The following is a 16,547-nucleotide window of genomic DNA, read 5'->3' on the forward strand; positions in this document are numbered from 1 at the left end:
GTGACCTATTTATATCCAATGAGCGGCAAAAACAGGCCCAGAACGGCAAAATGGCAAATCGATGTCTGTCCCCAATGAGTGAAACCACTCATGTAAGTCTGTCCCCAATGAGCGGGACGATGCACTGGCAGATAGTTTTAGTTAAAACGCTTCAGTTTGTTAAAGCGTTTTAGTGTGCCTTTTACGGGAATCTTACCGTTCGCCGAATAATTTCTTGCTATCATGCAAGACGTAGGGTAAATCTCCGATCGCAAGGAGACACAAATGGTGAAAAAGTCACCGGAAAACACTACTCCCGCAATTGTGGACAACGTAGAGGCGCTTGAGGCTAAGCTCGCTCAGATGCGAGAGGCCCAGGCGCTTTTTGCTACGTACACGCAGGAGCAGGTCGACAAGATCTTCTATGAGGCCGCCATGGCCGCCAACAAGGCTCGTATCCCGTTGGCGAAGATGGCCATCGAGGAGACCGGCCGCGGCGTTCTTGAGGACAAGGTCATCAAGAACCACTACGCCGCAGAGTACATCTACAACGCTTACAAGAACACCAAGACCTGTGGTGTCCTGGAGCGCGACGAGGCCTACGGCATCACCAAGATCGCCGAGCCCATCGGCATCGTGGGCGCCGTCATCCCGACGACCAACCCCACCTCCACCGCGATCTTCAAGACGCTGATCAGCCTGAAGACCCGCAACGCCATCATCATCTCCCCGCACCCGGCTGCCGCCAAGTGCACCATCGCCGCCGCTAAGCTCGTGCTTGACGCCGCCGTCAAGGCCGGTGCCCCCGAGGGCATCATCGGCTGGGTCGATGTCCCCTCCATCGAGCTGACCAACATGGTCATGCGCGACGTCGACATCATCCTCGCAACCGGTGGCCCGGGCATGGTCAAGGCCGCCTACTCCTCGGGCAAGCCCGCCCTGGGCGTTGGCGCCGGTAACACCCCGGTCGTCATCGACGACACCGCCGACGTGCTGCTCGCCGTCAACTCCATCATCCACTCCAAGACCTTCGACAACGGCATGATCTGCGCTTCCGAGCAGTCCGTGACCGTCATCGACACCATCTATGACCAGGTTAAGGCCGAGTTCCAGAAGCGCGGCTGCTACTTCGTCAAGCAGGGTGCCGAGATGGAGGCCCTGCGTGCCGCCATGTTCAAGAATGGCGCCCTCGATCACCGCATCCCCGGCATGGCTGCCGCCAAGATTGCCGAGCTCGCCGGCATCGAGGTTCCCGCCAAGACCAAGATCCTGATCGCCGAGGTCACCTCCACCGACCCCGCCAAGGAGGAGTTCTCCCACGAGAAGCTCTCCCCGGTCCTGGCCATGTACCACGCCAAGGACTTCCAGGAGGCCGTCGACAAGGCTGAGCACCTGGTGCTCGCCGGTGGCCCGGGCCACACCGCCTCTCTGTACGTGCACCCCGCCCAGGCCGAGAAGATCAGCCTGTTCGAGCACGTCATGAAGGCCTGCCGTATCGTCATCAACACCCCGTCCTCGCACGGCGGCATCGGTGACCTGTACAACTTTGGCATGAAGCCGTCTCTGACCCTGGGCTGCGGCTCCTGGGGCGGCAACTCCGTCTCCGAGAACGTTGGGGTGAAGCACTTGATCAACGTTAAGACTGTGGCCGAGCGCCGTGAGAACATGCTGTGGTTCCGCGCTCCCGAGAAGGTCTACTTCAAGAAGGGTTCCACGCCCGTCGCCCTCGACGAGCTGGGCAACGTCATGGGCAAGAAGCGCGCCTTCATCGTCACCGACCAGTTCCTCTTCAAGAATGGCAACACCCGCGCCATCGAGGCCAAGCTCGACGAGATGGGCATCGCCCACGACTGCTTCTACGACGTCGAGCCCGATCCGTCGCTGCAGTGCGCACGTCGTGGTGCCAAGCAGATGGCTCTCTTTGAGCCGGACGTCATCATCGCCGTCGGCGGTGGCTCCGCTATGGACGCCGGCAAGATCATGTGGATGATGTACGAGCACCCCGAGTGCAAGTTTGAGGACATGGCCATGGACTTCATGGACATCCGCAAGCGTATCTTCACCTTCCCCGAGATGGGCAAGAAGGCCTACTTCGTCGCCGTCCCGACCTCCTCGGGTACCGGCTCCGAGTGCACGCCGTTCGCCATCATCACGGACAAGGAGACCGGCATCAAGTGGCCGCTCGCCGACTACGCGCTGCTCCCCAACATGGCTATCGTCGACGCCGACAACTGCATGACCGCCCCGCGCGGCCTGACCGCCGCCTCCGGCATCGATGTCATGACCCACGCCATCGAGTCCTACGTCTCCATCATGGCTTCCGACTACACCAAGGGCCTCTCCGAGCGCGCTGCTAAGCTCGTCTTTGAGAACCTGCCCTCCAGCTTCACGAACGGCGCCAAGGACCCGCACGCCCGCGAGGAGATGCACAACGCCTCCTGCATGGCCGGTATGGCCTTCGCCAACGCCTTCCTGGGCCTCAACCACTCCATGGCCCACAAGCTCGGCGCTTTCCATCACCTGCCCCACGGCATCGCCAACGCCGTCATCCTGACCCGCGTTATGCGCTACAACGCCGCCGAGGCTCCCGTCAAGATGGGTACCTTCTCTCAGTATCCTTACCCCAACGCGCTGCACAACTACGCCGAGATGGCCAAGTACTGCGGCATCGAGGGCAAGGACGACAAGGAGGTCTTCGAGAACTTCATCACGAAGCTCGAGGAGCTCAAGGACTTCATCGGCGTCAAGAAGACCATCGCCGACTACGGTGTCGACGAGCAGTACTTCCTCGACACCCTCGACGAGATGACCGAGCAGGCATTCAACGACCAGTGCACCGGCGCTAACCCGCGCTACCCGCTCATGAGCGAGATCAAGGAGCTCTATCTGGACGCCTACTACGGCCGCGAGCCTCAGGATTACGCCGTCTGCTAGTTCTAGCACGGTTTTTAACGGCGGGGGTGCACGGGTGTTTCACACACCCCCGCCGTCGCTTCTATCGCATCGTTGAAAGGATGCAACCATGCTGCTACCCGATTCCAAGACCGAGCTCGTCCGCCGTGGCAACAAGGTCGTTTACGACCTGGGCGACAAGATCGTCAAGGTCTTTAACGAGACCAAGCCCGTCTCCGACGTGTTCAACGAGGCTTTGAATCTTGCCCGCATCAATGAGTGCGGCATCCGCAGCCCCAAGGCTCTCGAGGTTTCCCAGCTCGAGAACGCCAACGGCTGGGCGCTCGTGACCGAGAAGGTCCCGGGTACCACCCTTGCCGAGAAGATGACTGCCGAGCCCCAGCGCTTCGGTGAGTACCTCGAGATGTTCGTCGACCTCCAGATCGAGATCCACGGCTACACCTCCCCGCTGCTCAACCGTCAGCGCGACAAGTTCGCCCGCATGATCGACAGCCTGGATCAGCTCAATGCCACCACGCGCTACAACCTTCAGGAGCGCTTGGACGGCATGACCAAGGAGTTCAAGGTCTGCCACGGCGACTTCAACCCCTCCAACGTCATCGTCGGCGACGACGGCCAGCTGTACGTCTGCGACTGGGCACACGCCACCCAGGGCTCCCCTGCTGCCGACGTTGCCACCACCTACCTGCTCTTTGCCCTCAACAGCAAGGATCAGGCCGAGGCCTACCTGGAGCTCTACTGCGACCGCGCCGACATGCCCATGCAGGTCGTGCGTCAGTGGACGAGCATCGTAGCCGCTTCCGAGCTCGCTCGTAAGCGCAACGTGAACGATGAGTTCCTGAAGAACTGGATCGACGTCGTCGATTATCAGTAATATCTGAGCGATTTATTTCGCATCGGAGGCACAAGAAAACCCCGCAGCTCATTAGGGCTGTGGGGTTTTCCTTTTAGATATCGAGCATGCCACAAGATAAAAGGACGACCCCACATGTCCCCGATCTGGAGAAATGCGGGGCCGTCCCGTATTTCGAACTACATGTGAAATCGCCGATTAACGGCGGGCAGCCTTCACGAGCTCGGCGACCTTGGCGACGACCTCGTCGATCGCCACGTCCTCACGCTCGCCCGTGGCACGGTCCTTGAGCTCCACAGTACCATTCTTGAGGCCACGCTTGCCAAGCACGACCTGATACGGGAAGCCCATGAGGTCGTTATCGGCAAACTTAAAGCCGGGACGCTCATCGCGGTCGTCGACGACGACCTCGATACCCTCGGCGCACAGACCGTCGACGATCTGTTCACAGACGGTAGCGCACTCCTCCTTCTTGGGGTCGAGCGGAATCACCGCGACCTCGTACGGGGCGACTGAGACCGGCCAGACGATACCGTGCTCGTCGTTGTGCTGCTCCACGACGGCAGCGAGCGAGCGGGAAACACCAACGCCGTAGCAACCCATGATGAGCGGCTTCTCCTTGCCGTCCTCGTCCATAAAGGTGGCACCCATGGCCTCGGAATACTTGGTGCCCAGCTGGAACACCTGGGAGACCTCGATACCGCGGGCAGCAGAGAGCGGCTTGCCGCAGTGCGGGCAGGGATCGCCGGCAACGACGGTGACCAGGTCAGCCCACTCATCGACGGTAAAGTCGCGCTCGGGGCAGGCACCGGTAAAGTGGTAGTCGACCTCGTTGGCGCCACAGGCCCACTGTTTGGACTCGCGCAGGCTCTCATCGCAGACCAGACGAATGCCCTCGGGCAGGTTAACCGGTCCGATAAAGCCCTTATGCAGACCGTAGGTCTGGAGCTCCTCGTCGGTCATCATGCGATAGCCCTTGCCAAAGACATGCTCAGCCTTGCAATCGTTGAGCTCGTGGTCTCCCGGGACAATGGCAACGACCGGTTTGCCCTCGGCGTCGATCAACGCCAGGGACTTGCGCGTACCGTTCTCGGGGAACCCAAAGAACTTAGCGACGGCCTCAATGGTGCCCATACCCGGGGTCTCGACCTTGGTGAGCTTACCATCGCCGGGGCCCTCGGCCACGACCACCTTAGTGCTCGCGGCCTCGTCATCGGCGGCAAAGCCGCAATCGTCGCAGTAGACCAGTGAAGCCTCACCAGCGTCAGCAAGAGCCATGTACTCGACGGAGGTGTCGCCGCCGATCTCGCCGGAGTCGGCGACAACGGGCAGAGCCTTGATGTAGCAGCGCTCGCAGATGTTGGCGTAAGCCTGCTTCATCTTGTCGTACTCCTCCTGCAGACTCTCCTGCGTGGCAGAGAAGCTGTAGGCGTCCTTCATGATAAACTCGCGGCCGCGCATCAGGCCAAAGCGGGGACGGAACTCGTCGCGGAACTTGTCCTGAATGTGGTACAGGTTGACGGGCAGCTGTTTGTAGGAGCGCAGCTCGTTGCGCACCAGGGCCGTGACGGTCTCCTCGTGCGTGGGGCCCAGGACGAACTCGCGACCGTGACGGTCGTCAAAGCGCACAAGCTCCTTGCCATAGGCGTCGATGCGGCCGGACTCACGCCACAACTCGGCGTCGACCATGATAGGCATCATAAGCTCCTGGGCGCCAGCGGCGTCCATCTCGTCTCGCACGATATTCTCGATCTTGCGAATCGAGCGCCAAGCAAGCGGCAGATAGGAATAGAGACCGGCGGCCTCCTTGCGGATCATACCGGCACGAAGCAGCAGACGATGGCTTGCAAGCTCGGCGTCGGCCGGATCCTCTTTGAGCGTCGGCGCATAGAGCTTAGACATATACATTGCTCGGGTCATTTATTTCTCCTCAATAAGTTTGTCGACCTCGGCCATAAGCGCGTCGACAATTTGATCCTCAGCTACTTTACCAATGATCTGGCCATGCGAAAAGAGCAGGCCCTGACCACGTCCGCAGGCAACACCCAGGTCGGCGTCAGATGCCTCTCCGGGGCCGTTGACCGCACATCCCATCACGGCGATCGAAAGCGGCGCGGAATAGTTCTTAAGCCGCTCGGTGACCTCCTCGGCGATGGGAATCAGGTTAACCTGGCAGCGGGCGCACGTGGGGCACGAGACAATCTCGGGACCACGGCGACGCAGGCCCAGCGACTGTAGAATTCCCCAGGCGACCGGCGGCTCCTCAACCGGATCGGCCGTGAGCGACACACGCATGGTGTCACCGATGCCTTCGGAAAGCAAGATACCCAAGCCTACAGAGCTCTTGATGGTGCCCTGAAGCTTGGTCCCCGCCTCCGTCACGCCCAGGTGGAGCGGAACATGCGGTATCTCGCGCGACAGGGCGCGATAGGTATCAAGTGTCGTCTGTACGCTATGGGCCTTGGCGGATAGCACGATGTTGGTAAACCCACGGTCCTCAAAGTGCCGCACAAAGCGTTCGCTCGACATCACGAGCTTTTCGGGCTGCGTGAGGTCGTCGCGCTCGGCAATATCTTGCTCAAGCGAGCCCGCGTTCACGCCGATGCGAATCGCGCAGCCCGCGGCACCCGCGGCATCGATGACGGCATCGACCTTAGCCCAATCGCCGATATTGCCGGGGTTGATGCGCAGCTTAGAGGCGCCAGCCTCGACAGCGCCAATGGCAAGCTTATGGTTAAAATGGATATCGGCGACGATTGGCACCGGAGACTCGGCACAAATCGTGCGAAAGCCCTCGAGCGCAGCCTCGGTAGGCACGCTCACGCGCACGATATCGCAGCCAGCCTGCGCCAACGCGCACACTTGCGCAAGCGTTGCCTGGGCATCAGCAGTATCGGTGCAGGTCATAGACTGAACCACGACCGGAGCGCCACCACCGATCTGCACGCCGCCCACATGCACGGGGCGCGTCAACTCGCGAGGCAAAGGATGGGATAAAGACAATCCAAACACTCCCCTACAGAATAAATCGAAGGATGTCGGAACGAAGCATATAGACAAACAGCAGTGCAAAGAGCGCGATGCCGACATAGCTGACGATTGTCTGCACTTTGAGCGGCAGCTCGCGGCCCGCAATCTTTTGAATGATCTCGATGACCAGCTTGCCGCCATCGAGCGGTGGGATGGGCAGCAGGTTCATAAAGCCAAGCGAGAACGAAATGAGGGCGGCAAAGGAAAGGAACGTGGCAGGGCCGGCAGCAGCGGCCTGTGAGGACATAACGCTAATACCCACGATCGAAGAAGACTGATCGAGAATCTCCATCGTATGCTGCGGCTGGAGCAGGCGCATCACGCCATCCGCTGTCTGCACGACATAGGAGAACGACAGGCGAGCCGACGTGATGGGGTCTAAACGGACCACCTGCGTAGAGGCATACACACCTAGGCGCTCGTCCTCTTTGAGCGCAACCGTGGTCGAATGCTGCTTGCCGTCACGCTCGTACTCGATGGCGATATCGTCCTTACCGGCAGCCTTGCCGATGGCATCGTAGACATCCATCCAAGTGGAACATGAGACACCGTCAACCGAAAGGATCGCGTCACCGCCCTCGATACCCGCCTTGGCGGCAATAGACCCCTCGTCAACCTGACCGATCACGTTGGTATCCATCGGCACGGTGACACCCGCAATGGAATAGATGCTCATAAGGAGCAAAAAACCCGTCAAGATATTGACGATAATGCCCGCGAGCAGCATAAAGGCGCGCTTGAGAAAGCCTTGGCCAAGATAGGTGTGCGAGCGCTCTTGCGCAAGGAACTCGGCCTCGCCGCACGGCAGCTCCCACACATCGCCCTCGGCAGTCGCATGTTCGCGATCGAAACGGCGACCATCAAAGGTGGTATAGCCTGCCTTGTCTCGCGGCAACGTCTGATATTTGGTGGGATAGTAGCTCGGCGAGGGCTTCTCCCCTTCCTCATACCAGGGCGCGATGGAGCCCCAGCCCAGCAAAAGGGCGCATGCCTCGAGCACATCCTCCTCGGAAAGCTCGAGCTCGACAGCAAGGTCGGCCACGGTCACGCGACCATGACGATAGATAGCCGCGAGCACGCGGTCGGCGCACGAAACATCGGTCGGATCCATACCGCAGATGGCAGCGTAGCCACCCAGCAGCAGCGGGGTCACGCCAAACTTGGTTCCAATGCGACGCGACGTGTAATGGATGTCAAAGCGGCACGGCAGACCCAAAAAGAACTCGGTCACACGGACGCCGCAGGCGCGCGCCGCCAAAAAGTGGCCGCCCTCGTGCAAAAACACGAGGACGGAAAGCATCAGCAGGCCCCAAAAGACCGATGAGAGAACGCTCAGAACAGTATCCATAAAACGAAAAAGCAATCCTTATGGGTTAGGAACGGGTTGCGGCGAGCACCTGCGCAGCCTTTTCACGCGCCCACGCATCGATGTCGCGAAGCTGCTCAAACGAATCGACCACCTGCATATCGTGGGCGTCCATGCAGGATTCCACAATGCGATCGATATCGGTAAAGCTGCAGCCATCGTGCAGGAAGGCATCGACGGCGACCTCGTTGGCGGCATTGAGCACGCACGGCATGGTGCCACCCGTCTTGCCGGCACGCTCGGCCAGTGCCAGACAGCGGAAGGTATCCATGTCGGCAGCATCAAACGTGAGCTGCCCCAGCTCGCGGAAATCGATACGAGGCGCCGGAGTATCCCAACGCTCGGGATACGAGAACGCGAACTGGATGGGAATACGCATGTCGGATGCACCGAGATGCGCCATCACGGAGCCGTCGGCGAACTCGACCATAGAGTGAATCTTGGACTGACGCTGCACGACCACGTTAATGAAATCGAGGTCGCAGTTAAACAGATGCATGGCCTCAATGCGCTCCAGGCCCTTGTTCATGAGGGTGGCGGAGTCAATGGTGATCTTGGCACCCATGGCCCACGTGGGATGCGCGAGGGCATCGGCACGCGTCACGCGATCGAGCTCGTCGCGCGTGCAGCCAAAGAACGGACCGCCCGAGCAGGTGAGCCAAATGCAGTGGGCCTCGCGCGGGTTCTCCCCCAGATAGCACTGGTAGATGGCGGAATGCTCAGAGTCGACCGGAATAAGCTGGCCCGGTTGCGCCAACGGCATAAGCAAGTCGCCACCGACGACGAGGGACTCCTTGTTGGCAAGGGCAAGGCGCTTATTCGAGGTCAAGGCCGCATGGCTCGCCTCGAGACCGGCGGCGCCCACAATAGCGACGAGCACGCAGTCGACATCGTCGCGACGCGCGAGCTCGCAAACCGCCTGCGCGCCAACGCCGAGCTGTGTGCCCTCGGGCAACTCCTGCAGCACGGCGTCATCGCCATGAGCGACATCGGCAACGGCAACCGCCGGAACCGAGAACTCGCGGGCAGCGGCAACGAGCTCCGAGGTGCTGGAATTAACGGACAGCGCCGTCACCTGCAGGCGATCGGCATGCTGGCGGCACACATCGAGCGCCTGGGTGCCGATAGAGCCCGTACAACCCAGGATGGCAACGCGAAGGCGTCCATCGGGGCCATACGTCGTCTGGAAGGACATTACAGCACGCCTCCAATCATCAGCAACAGCTGTGCGGTGATGCAACCGAAGATAAGCGAATCGCTACGATCGAGCATTCCGCCGTGGCCCGGGATAAGGTTGCCGGAATCCTTGACGCCCACACCGCGCTTGATGCGCGACTCGATAAGGTCGCCGATAACGCCCAGAATGGACACGACCACGCCGCACAGCAGCGCATAGGGCAGGCTGAGCTTGTAGAAGTGCGTCGCCCACAGGATGAGCCAAATCAAAACCGAGCCCAAGATGCCGCCGGCAAACCCCTCCCAGCTCTTTTTGGGGGAGATCTTGGGAACCATCTTGTGCTTGCCGATACGGCTGCCCACGATGTAGGCAAACGAATCGGAGACCCAAAGGGACGCGCAAACGCCCACTGAAAGCAGGGCGCCGGCAAAACCGGGCACGGCATCGCGCAGCAGCACGATAGCCGACAGCATAAAGCCAGTGTAGATGGGACCCATGAGCGTCACGGCCACATCAGAGATGCGGGTACGCGGCGACCAGACATACCAAATGCCCACCGCGAGCATCAAGGCAAAAAGCAGGGCATTCAGCAACATCGAATCGCCCAACGCCGACAGCGGAAAGAGTACGGCGGCAGCGATACCCATGCGCTCGTTAGCCATCTTGCCATCGAGCCTTGTCATACGGAAAAACTCATAGCAGCACAGACCGCTCATGACAGAAACAAAGATGGCCGTGGGCACGATACCCAAAACCAGGCACAGGATAAAGACAACGGCGTAGACGATACCGGCGGCGGCACGGGTAATAAAGCCCGCCAGCCACGAACCGGTGCCGCTCTTCGCTGCAGGCGCTCCCGCAGTGGCAGCCTTGCGCGCAGGCGCCGCGGAAACTGGCGTCTTGGGAGCAGATGCCTTGGGACGATCGGACACGATTAAGCCTCCTCGGTCTTGCTCAGTCCACCAAACCTACGGTCACGGCCCTGATAGGCCAAAATGGCGTCGACAAGGCCCCAACGATCAAAGTCGGGCCAATAGGTATCGGTGACGTAGAATTCGGAATAAGCCACCTGCCACAGCAGATAGTTCGAAAGGCGCAGCTCACCAGAGGTGCGAATCACAAGTTCGGGATCGGGAAGACCGGCGGTATAGAGGTGGGAAGTCACCATGTCGTCATCAATTGCGGCAGGATCGATCTTACCGGCGGCAGCGTCGGATGCGATCTGACGGACAGCGCGGGTAATCTCGGCACGCGCGCCGTAGTTGACGGCAAGCGCCAGCGTCATACCGGTGTGATCGGCGCACTCGGCAAGACCGCGCTCAAAAACGTCGCGAGTCTTCTTGGGCAGCGCGGAAATGTCGCCCAAAAAGACAACACGCACATTTTCGCGCTTCAGAAGCGGCAGCTCGTCGATAAACGTCTTGGCAAACAGATGCATCAAGACGTTGACCTCGTGCTGCGGTCGATTCCAGTTTTCAGTCGAAAATGCATAGGCCGAAAGCACGTCGACGCCCAGGCGCACGCAGGCGGTAATGATCTCGCGCAGCGAGACGATACCCGCCTTGTGGCCCTCGGTGCGTGCAAGACCGCGCGACGTGGCCCAACGACCGTTGCCGTCCATGATGCACGAGATATGGTGCGGAATGTTATTGAGGTCAAGGTCGGAAAAACCGACGCCCGCAGGGGCGTCGGCAAAGTACTCGACCAGTTTATGCTCGTCGTATTGCACCTTAGATCTCCATGACCTCGGCTTCTTTTTCCTTCAGAAGCTCCTCGACCTTGGCGACATACTCATCGGTATGCTTCTGGACCTTGGCCTGCTCGCGACGTACGTCGTCCTCGGTGAGCTCCTCATCGCGCTCGAGCTTGTTGTTGAAGTCGCGACGGATGTTACGGATAGACACCTTGGCCTGCTCGGCGTACTCGCGGCACTCCTTGACGAGCTCGCGACGGCGCTCCTCAGTGGGAGCCGGGAACGGAAGACGAACGACGGTGCCATCGGAGTTGGGGGTAATACCCAGATCGGAAGCGCCGATGGCCTTGACGATAGCATTGATGAGCGCCTTATCCCACGGCTCGATGAGCAGCATGTGAGCCTCGGGGGTCTTGACGGCGGCAACCTGCGTGACCGGCGTGGGGACACCGTAATAATCGACGGTGATGTCGGACAGAATGTTGGCGTTGGCACGACCGGTACGGACCTTGGAGAAGTTATGCTTGAGGGACTCGAGCGACTTGTCCATATGGGCGGTGATGTTCTCTGCCATGCTTAATCCTCCTGATAGACGAGCGTGCCGACGGGCTCACCCGCGAGCGCGCGCTTGACGGTGTCCTCGCCATCGATGTTGAGGACCAAAATCGGCATACGGTTATCCTGGCACAGTGCCGTAGCCGTGGAATCCATAACCTGCAGACCGCGGACGAGAACCTCGTGATAGGTAATCTTGTCAAAACGGACGGCATCGGCGCACTTGACGGGATCCTTGTCGTAGATGCCGTCAACCTTGGTGGCCTTAATCAGAATCTCCGCACCGATCTCGCAGGCGCGAAGGGCCGCGGCGGTGTCAGTCGTAAAGTACGGATTGCCCGAGCCGGCGGCGAAGATAACGACATTACCCTTGGACAGGTGGTTGATAGCACGACGACGAATATAGGGCTCGCAGATCTCGTTCATCTGGATAGCGCTCATCACGCGGCAGGGAACATCGTTATGCTCGAAGGCATCCTGCAGGGCGAGCGCGTTCATAACGGTTGCCAGCATGCCCATGTAGTCGGCCTGAGCACGCTCCATGCCACCGGCAGCGCCGGCCATGCCACGGAAAATATTGCCGCCGCCGACAACGACGCCGACCTCATGGCCAACGGCGAGCAGCTCCTTGACCTGCTTGGCAAGATGGTCGGTAACCTTGGGGTCAATGCCATATTGGCCGTCGCCCATCAGTGCTTCGCCGGAAAGCTTAAGAAGCACGCGTTTATATCGGATGTCGGACAAAGCGATCCTCCTTTAATTAGACTCTCAATATGATATCAAAGGCTCTGATAAGAGCCATGAAAAAGCAGGCTGTGAGTAAAACCCACAGCCTGCTCATTACCAGCTACAAGAGCTTATTTACTCGCCACGGACCAGACGGTCAAAGGCAACGACGGTAATGGTGTCGCCGAGCTCCTTGGAGACCTGCTCAGCGTACTTCTTGATGGTGAGGGAGCTGTCCTTGATGAACTCCTGCTCGGTGAGCACGGACTGCTTGTAGAACTTCTCCAGACGACCAACAGCCATCTTCTCCTGGATAGCCTCGGGCTTGCCGGACTCGGCAGCCTGGGCCATGTAGATCTGCTTCTCGTGCTCGACGGTCTCGGCCGGAACCTGATCGCGGGTGGCGCAGATCGGTGCGACGGCGGCAACCTGAAGGGCAACGTCGTGAGCGAAGGTCTTGAAGGACTCAGCCTGAGCGGTCTCGGCCTTCTCGAAGGCGAACTCGACGAGGACGCCGATCTTACCACCCATGTGGATGTAAGAAGCGAGCGCGCCGTTCTCAGCCTTGCGGGCAGCGAAGCGGGAGATCTTCATGTTCTCGCCCATGATGTGAATCATCTCGGTGAGCTCGGAGGAAACGGTCTCCTCGCCCATCGGCTTCTCGAGCAGAGCGTCGACGTCAGCAGGCTCGGTGGTAGCGACAACCTCAGCGACCTTGGAAGCAAAGCCAGTGAACTTGGCGTTGGAGCCAACGAAGTCGGTCTCGCAGGAGAGCTCGAGCAGAGCGCCGGTCTTGCCATCCTCGGAGACGAACGCGGCGACAGCGCCCTCGTTGGTCTCACGGCCAGCCTTCTTGGCAGCCTTGGCAAGGCCGTTCTTACGCAGAACGTCGACAGCGGCGTCCATGTCGCCGTCAGCCTCGACGAGAGCCTTCTTGCACTCCATCATCGGGGAGTCGGTCATCTCGCGGAGCTGCTTGACCATAGCGGCGGTAATCTGGGCCATTGTGGTTCCTTTCAAAGAGATGAAAAAGAATTAACTAAGACTGATTTACTCGGCCTTGGGCTCAGCGGCCATCTCGGCCTCGGAGACCTGCTCCTTGCCGGAGCCAGCGAGGCAGGCGTCAGCCATGAGCTCGCACATAAGGGTGACAGCAGAGATAGCGTCATCGTTGCAGGGGATGCCGTACTCGACCTCGTCGGGATCGGAGTTGGTGTCGATCAGAGCGACGACGGGGATGTTCAGGCGCTGAGCCTCCTTGATGGCGTTCTCCTCGCGCTTGGTGTCGATGACGAAGAGAGCCTGGGGCAGACCCTTCATGTCGCGGGCACCACCGAGGTTGGTCTGGAGCTTGGTGAGCTCCTTGCCGAGAACAGCCTGCTCCTTCTTGGGGAGCACTGCCATGCGGCCGTCCTCGACCATGGCCTCGAGCTCCTCCATGCGGTTGATGCGGGAGCGGATGGTGACGAAGTTGGTCAGCATGCCGCCGAGCCAACGCTGGTTGATGTAAGGCATGTTGGCGCGCTCAGCAGCGTTCTTGACGGCCTCCTGAGCCTGCTTCTTGGTGCCGACGAACAGCACATTGCCGCCCTTGGCGACGTTCTTGACGAAGGTGTAGGCCTGATCGGCGTCGAGGATGGTCTGCTTGAGGTCGAGGATGTAGATGCCGTTGCGCTCACCGAAGATGAACGGCTTCATCTTGGGGTTCCAGCGACGGGTCTGGTGACCGAAGTGGCAGCCGGCCTCGAGCAGGGTGCGGATATTAATCTTGGTAGCCATGTTAAACCTCCTGTGGTTTGCCTCCGCGCGGGGTCATCCTCCAAAACCAACCCGGACATGTGCTACCAAAGCCCGGGCACCACGGTATGAAGTAGCCGCGCGTGCGTGATAAAAACCTGTTGCCGTGAAGCAACCCGATGAATGATAGCAGGAATGCATCTTCCTGCCAACCCGCAATCAAAACCACACACCTGAGCGCGGCGCGGGACGTCCCAGCCACTATTCGCCGCGGGGATGGGCTTGAGCCACAGCCCGCTTAAGCCGATCGGGTGTGAGATGCGTGTAGATCTGCGTCGTGGACAGGCTCGCATGACCCAGCAGCTCTTGAACCGAGCGCAGGTCCGCGCCGCCCTCGAGCAAGTCGGTCGCAAAGGTATGGCGCATCGCATGCGGGGCGATGTCGGCCGGAATGCCGGCGAGCGTCGCCAGCGTATGGAACCGCCGCCTGAGCATGGCTGCACTCATGCGATTACCGCGCGCCGATATAAGCAGCGGATGCGGCCCGGTAGCGGGGTCACGACGCTTTGCCTGAGCGAGCAACTTCGGCCTCCCCTCCTCAATATAGAGACGCGTCGCCTCGAGCGCACGACGATACAGGGGGACGATACGTTCTTTGCTCCCCTTGCCCCACAGGCGCAGCGTGCGTTCGGACCACGCAATGGACTCCACATTGAGTGCTGCGAGCTCTGAGATACGGGCGCCCGAGGCATAGAGCAGCTCGAGCATCGCCGCATCGCGCAGTCCCGCGGGTGTTGAGGTATCAGGCGTCTTGAGCAGCGCATCGACCTGCTTGATCGTAAGGACGCCCGGCAGGTCACGCGGCAGCTTGGGCGATGCGATCGCCGAGACTGCATCGCCCTCGACAATCCCCTCGGCAGCCATCCAGCGATAGAGCGATCGGATAGCCGAAAGGTGCGCCGCAAGCGTTCGGGGAGCCACCTGTTCACGCGAAAGCTCGGCAAGATAGCGACGAATGGTGCGCACGTCGGCAGCGAAGGCATCGATATCCTCGCGCTCGCACCAGGCAGCAAAGCGCTCCAGCCTCGAGCCATAGGCCGTCACCGTGTTGGGAGAAAGTCCCTCGACACGTGCGATATAGGCGATAAACGAGTCGACGGCATCGTACAGGTCAAAGGCTATGACCGGTCGCCTCCAAACAGATCGGGGCGAGTGGCCAGATAGGCATCAAGAGCCTCGAGCGCACGGTCCGCATACGCCTGGTAGCGGTCGCGCTTGCTGCGACGCTTACCGTCCTCGAGCGGCGGCACCAGGCCAAAGTTGACATGCATGGGCTGGTAGCCCACGGTGGCAGGATCGGTCGCATAGCCCACGAGCGCGCCCAGGGCGCCCACGCGGGGCAACTCGACGCCCGCGGCGCCGATAGCCTCGGCATAGGTGTTGAGCGCCGCGAGCAGACCGGTCGCCACGGCTTCCATGTACCCCTCGGTGCCGGTGATCTGACCGGCCAGGCGCACGCCGGTACCAGGCACGGCAAAGGTGCCATCGAGCACGTGCGGGGCGTCGACAAAGGTATTACGGTGCATGACACCGTAGCGGAAGAACTCAGCGTTCTCCAGGCCCGGCACCATATGGAAGACGCGCTTCTGCTCGCCAAAGGTCAAGTTGGTCTGGAAGCCCACCAGGTTATAGGCGGTCTTCTCCTTATTCTCGGCACGCAGCTGAATCGCCGCCCAGGGACGACGACCGGTTCGCGGGTCGGTGAGGCCGACGGGCTTCATGGCGCCAAAGCGAATGGCGTCCTTGCCGGTGCGCGCAACTTCCTCGGCAGGCTGGCAGGCCTGGAACAGATCGCCGCCCTCAAAGTCCTTGAGCACCACGCGGTCTGCCGTGGTAAGCGCCTCGATAAAGGCCTCGTACTCCTCCTTGTTGAGCGGAGCGTTGAGATAGTCGCCGCTCCCCTGCTCCTCGTAGCGCGACTGCGAGAACAGCACGTCCATATCGAGCGTGGAGGCATCGACGATCGGCGCCGCGGCATCGAAGAACGCAAGGGCGTCGCCACCGACGAGCTTCATGACCTCTTCGCTCAGCGCCGGCGAGCACAAGGGGCCGGCGGCAATGACCACGTGACCTTCGGGAATCTGCGTGACCTCGCCGTGAATGATCTCGATATTGGGACGGGCGGCAACCTCGGCCTCGACAAGCTCGGAAAACTTGACGCGGTCGACCGCCAGGGCACCGCCGGCGGGAACAGCCGCGCGATGGGCGCAATCGAGCAGGACTGAACCCATGCGCTCAAGCTCGGCCTTCAGCAAACCAGCCGCGGAATCCGGACGGGTCGACTTAAACGAATTGGAACAGACGAGCTCTGCCAGGTGATCGGTATGGTGGGCCGGGGAGCTCACCTGGGGGCGCATCTCGCACAGCTTTACGGAAAACCCGCGATCCGCCAGCTGAATCGCGCACTCCGAACCCGCCAGACCGCCACCGATAACCGTCACCTGATCAAACAGCATCT

At 60.5% G+C, this 16,547-nt stretch carries 14 protein-coding genes; 2 read left to right on the forward strand and 12 right to left on the reverse strand.

The genetic code is table 11. The annotated features are described in order from the left end of the window. Window positions 1–264 precede the first annotated feature (264 nt). Entirely contained in the window at window positions 265–2,913 is a 2,649-nt protein-coding gene (gene adhE / locus DW796_RS03360; protein ID WP_117716641.1) for a bifunctional acetaldehyde-CoA/alcohol dehydrogenase, read from the forward strand. An 88-nt stretch (window positions 2,914–3,001) separates the two neighbouring features. Beyond that, on the forward strand, window positions 3,002–3,766 hold the full coding sequence (locus tag DW796_RS03365; RefSeq protein ID WP_006236119.1) for an aminoglycoside phosphotransferase family protein: 765 nt from the start codon (window positions 3,002–3,004) through the stop codon (window positions 3,764–3,766). 177 nt (window positions 3,767–3,943) lie between these two features. Here the strand turns inward: DW796_RS03365 and DW796_RS03370 are convergent, their stop codons facing one another. The 12 genes from DW796_RS03370 to trmFO all read right to left on the reverse strand — a co-directional run bounded on the left by DW796_RS03370 (window position 3,944) and on the right by trmFO (window position 16,545). Beyond that, window positions 3,944–5,665 carry a proline--tRNA ligase gene (locus DW796_RS03370; RefSeq protein WP_233539648.1) on the reverse strand — a complete coding sequence of 574 codons (1,722 nt, stop codon included), beginning with the start codon at window positions 5,663–5,665 and terminating at the stop codon, window positions 3,944–3,946. Beyond that, entirely contained in the window at window positions 5,666–6,748 is a 1,083-nt protein-coding gene (gene ispG / locus DW796_RS03375; protein ID WP_117564267.1) for a flavodoxin-dependent (E)-4-hydroxy-3-methylbut-2-enyl-diphosphate synthase, read from the reverse strand. It lies immediately after the preceding gene. A 13-nt stretch (window positions 6,749–6,761) separates the two neighbouring features. Continuing rightward, window positions 6,762–8,123 (reverse strand): RIP metalloprotease, encoded by a 1,362-nt coding sequence (locus DW796_RS03380; RefSeq protein WP_117564266.1) that lies wholly within the window; start codon window positions 8,121–8,123, stop codon window positions 6,762–6,764. A 25-nt stretch (window positions 8,124–8,148) separates the two neighbouring features. Then, window positions 8,149–9,336, reverse strand: a complete 1,188-nt coding sequence (gene dxr, locus DW796_RS03385; protein ID WP_117716645.1) for a 1-deoxy-D-xylulose-5-phosphate reductoisomerase — start codon at window positions 9,334–9,336, stop codon at window positions 8,149–8,151. After that, window positions 9,336–10,250 carry a phosphatidate cytidylyltransferase gene (locus tag DW796_RS03390; protein WP_233502344.1) on the reverse strand — a complete coding sequence of 305 codons (915 nt, stop codon included), beginning with the start codon at window positions 10,248–10,250 and terminating at the stop codon, window positions 9,336–9,338. Before DW796_RS03390 ends, dxr begins: the two co-directional genes overlap by 1 nt. A gap of 2 nt (window positions 10,251–10,252) precedes the next feature. After that, window positions 10,253–11,047, reverse strand: a complete 795-nt coding sequence (locus tag DW796_RS03395) for an isoprenyl transferase (RefSeq protein WP_118094262.1) — start codon at window positions 11,045–11,047, stop codon at window positions 10,253–10,255. A 1-nt stretch (window position 11,048) separates the two neighbouring features. Then, window positions 11,049–11,585, reverse strand: coding sequence for a ribosome recycling factor (frr, locus tag DW796_RS03400; RefSeq protein WP_006236112.1), 537 nt, complete (start codon window positions 11,583–11,585; stop codon window positions 11,049–11,051). A 2-nt stretch (window positions 11,586–11,587) separates the two neighbouring features. Beyond that, window positions 11,588–12,310 (reverse strand): UMP kinase, encoded by a 723-nt coding sequence (gene pyrH, locus DW796_RS03405; RefSeq protein ID WP_040359955.1) that lies wholly within the window; start codon window positions 12,308–12,310, stop codon window positions 11,588–11,590. A gap of 117 nt (window positions 12,311–12,427) precedes the next feature. Then, complete coding sequence (gene tsf / locus DW796_RS03410) at window positions 12,428–13,297, reverse strand: translation elongation factor Ts (protein WP_022094736.1); 870 nt, start codon at window positions 13,295–13,297, stop codon at window positions 12,428–12,430. A 45-nt stretch (window positions 13,298–13,342) separates the two neighbouring features. Beyond that, window positions 13,343–14,071 carry a 30S ribosomal protein S2 gene (rpsB, locus tag DW796_RS03415; protein ID WP_006236109.1) on the reverse strand — a complete coding sequence of 243 codons (729 nt, stop codon included), beginning with the start codon at window positions 14,069–14,071 and terminating at the stop codon, window positions 13,343–13,345. Between the two features lie 219 nt (window positions 14,072–14,290). Beyond that, complete coding sequence (locus DW796_RS03420; RefSeq protein ID WP_117716646.1) at window positions 14,291–15,211, reverse strand: tyrosine recombinase XerC; 921 nt, start codon at window positions 15,209–15,211, stop codon at window positions 14,291–14,293. Continuing rightward, entirely contained in the window at window positions 15,208–16,545 is a 1,338-nt protein-coding gene (gene trmFO / locus DW796_RS03425) for a methylenetetrahydrofolate--tRNA-(uracil(54)-C(5))-methyltransferase (FADH(2)-oxidizing) TrmFO (protein ID WP_118094263.1), read from the reverse strand. Before trmFO ends, DW796_RS03420 begins: the two co-directional genes overlap by 4 nt. Between the last annotated feature and the right edge of the window lie 2 nt (window positions 16,546–16,547).

This window comes from Collinsella sp. AM31-2AC (assembly GCF_003469285.1).
GTDB lineage: Bacteria > Actinomycetota > Coriobacteriia > Coriobacteriales > Coriobacteriaceae > Collinsella > Collinsella aerofaciens_AT.

Coding starts and splice junctions, on each gene's coding strand:
- adhE (WP_117716641.1), top strand. CDS start 265: ATGGTGAAAAAGTCACCGGAAAACACTACTCCCGCAATTGTGGACAAC.
- DW796_RS03365 (WP_006236119.1), top strand. CDS start 3,002: ATGCTGCTACCCGATTCCAAGACCGAGCTCGTCCGCCGTGGCAACAAG.
- DW796_RS03370 (WP_233539648.1), bottom strand. CDS start 5,665: ATGACCCGAGCAATGTATATGTCTAAGCTCTATGCGCCGACGCTCAAA.
- DW796_RS03380 (WP_117564266.1), bottom strand. CDS start 8,123: ATGGATACTGTTCTGAGCGTTCTCTCATCGGTCTTTTGGGGCCTGCTG.
- dxr (WP_117716645.1), bottom strand. CDS start 9,336: ATGTCCTTCCAGACGACGTATGGCCCCGATGGACGCCTTCGCGTTGCC.
- frr (WP_006236112.1), bottom strand. CDS start 11,585: ATGGCAGAGAACATCACCGCCCATATGGACAAGTCGCTCGAGTCCCTC.
- tsf (WP_022094736.1), bottom strand. CDS start 13,297: ATGGCCCAGATTACCGCCGCTATGGTCAAGCAGCTCCGCGAGATGACC.
- rpsB (WP_006236109.1), bottom strand. CDS start 14,071: ATGGCTACCAAGATTAATATCCGCACCCTGCTCGAGGCCGGCTGCCAC.
- trmFO (WP_118094263.1), bottom strand. CDS start 16,545: ATGCTGTTTGATCAGGTGACGGTTATCGGTGGCGGTCTGGCGGGTTCG.